The following is a 1,908-nucleotide window of genomic DNA, read 5'->3' on the forward strand; positions in this document are numbered from 1 at the left end:
ATCATGACCATGGTCATCGTCGGCGGCATGGACAATATTTTCGGTGTCATCGTCGGTGCGTTCCTGCTGACCATCCTGCCGGAGAAATTGCGCGCGTTCGCCGACTACCGCCTGCTGTTCTTCGGCGTCGTCATCATCGGCTTCCTGATGATCCGGCCGCAAGGTCTGTTCCCGCAACGCATGCGGCGCTACGGAGGCGGACTGTGAGCGCGCTTCTCAAGGTCGAGAATTTGACGATGCGCTTCGGCGGCCTGGTCGCGCTCAACGATGTCAGCCTGTCGATCGACAAGGGCGCGGTGCTCGCCGTCATCGGCCCGAACGGCGCCGGCAAGTCGACGCTGTTCAATGTCGTGACCGGCGTCTACCGGCCAACCTCCGGTCGCGTGACCTTCGACGGCGCCGAGATCACCGGCCGCCCGTCCTACGAAGTTGTCGACCGCGGCATCGCCCGCACATTCCAGTCGTCGCGTCTGTTCTCCGACCTCAGTGTCCTCGACAACGTCATCATCGGCATGCACACCCGCACCAGGACCGGCGTGCTGACCGCGCTGTTTCGGCCCGGGGCGTCGCGCCGTGAGATGGCGGCCTGCGTGGAAAAGGCCGAAACCCTGCTCAAGCTCGGCTCCGGCGACCTGTTCGAACAACGCTACCGGCCAGCGGGCACGCTGGCGCAGGCCGACAGGCGACGGCTGGAAATTGCCCGCGCGCTCGCATCGCAGCCCAAGCTCTTGCTGCTCGACGAACCTTCGGTCGGCATGGACGACACGGAAACCGACGCACTGGTGGCCGACATCACGCGGCTGCGCGTACAAAACCCTGCTCTGTCGGTGGTCTTGATCGAGCATGACATGCGGGTGGTCGAAGCATTCCCGCAGCATGTCACCTGCATCGACTATGGCAGCAAGATCGCCGAGGGCGACTTCGCGGCGGTGCGCGCCGACCCGCGCGTCCAGGAAGCCTATCTTGGGAAGGCGGTCGCCCATGCTTGAACTCAGGGATGTCGATACTTCCTATGGCGCGGTGCCGATGCTGCGCGGCGTGGCGATGAGCGTGCGCCCCGGCGAACTGGTCTGCCTGCTGGGGCCGAACGGCGCCGGCAAGACGACAACCTTCATGACCGTCTGCGGCGTCGTGCGGGCGCAGCGCGGCAAGGTCGAGGTGATGGGCAGGGACATGGCGACGCTCGGCACGGAAAACCTGGCGTCGCTCGGCGTCGGGCTCGTTCCCGAAGGGCGCCGGCTGTTCCCCGGCCTGACCGTGATGGAGAATTTGCGTCTGGGCTATGATGCGGTGTCGGGCAGGGGACCCAATTTCAGGGTGCAACTGGACAAGATGTGCAAGCTGTTTCCGCGCATCCATGAGCGTTTGCGCCAAGTCGCCGGCACGCTGTCCGGCGGCGAACAGGCGATGGTGGCGCTGGCGCGCGCGCTGATCGGCGAACCCAGACTGGTGATCATGGACGAGCCGTCGCTCGGTCTCTCGCCAAAACTCATCGGCGAGTATTTCGAGATCACAAGGGAGATCCATCGCCAAGGCACGACCATCCTGTTGATCGAACAGAATGCCGAAATGGGGCTGGGCATCGCCGATCGCGGCTATGTGCTGGTCAAGGGTAAGGTCGCCCAGGAGGGGCCGGCAAAGGAGTTGCTCTCGTCCAAGGCGGCCAGAAGCCTTTATCTCTGAGCCGTCCGTTTCTTCTGTCTCGACAGTGATGATCCACGCCCCGCGCTCCACATCTTCGGCCATGCTTCCCGGCATTTAGGGACAAGCTAACCACTGCCACATGAAATCATAATTTTCGCTGCCCGGTGCCTCCAGTAAACCAACGATCAGATCTCCGCCGCATCCGCAGACACTCCCGGGGAGAGCCAGAAAGGGCCGCTGAAATGCCAGTCGAAACGGTAGACA

At 63.6% G+C, this 1,908-nt stretch carries 2 protein-coding genes and 1 pseudogene; all 3 read left to right on the plus strand.

The features are described from left to right. Positions 1-207, plus strand: a pseudogene (locus EN750_RS32165) (branched-chain amino acid ABC transporter permease); the annotation flags it as partial. Further along, positions 204-989, plus strand: coding sequence for an ABC transporter ATP-binding protein (locus EN750_RS32170; protein ID WP_236382713.1), 786 nt, complete (start codon positions 204-206; stop codon positions 987-989). The pseudogene EN750_RS32165 and the gene EN750_RS32170, both read left to right, overlap by 4 nt. Continuing rightward, positions 982-1,683: an ABC transporter ATP-binding protein gene (locus EN750_RS32175; protein ID WP_127399097.1), complete on the plus strand. Its 702-nt coding sequence runs from the start codon at positions 982-984 to the stop codon at positions 1,681-1,683. The genes EN750_RS32170 and EN750_RS32175 overlap by 8 nt, the downstream gene beginning before the upstream one ends. Positions 1,684-1,908: the final 225 nt, after the last annotated feature.

Origin of the sequence: Mesorhizobium sp. M7A.F.Ca.ET.027.03.2.1, assembly GCF_003999175.1 — a bacterium.
In the GTDB taxonomy this organism is placed as follows: domain Bacteria; phylum Pseudomonadota; class Alphaproteobacteria; order Rhizobiales; family Rhizobiaceae; genus Mesorhizobium.

Bases quoted from the DNA above. Each gene is read 5' to 3' on its own strand.
- EN750_RS32175 (WP_127399097.1), top strand. From the start codon at position 982: ATGCTTGAACTCAGGGATGTCGATACTTCCTATGGCGCGGTGCCGATG.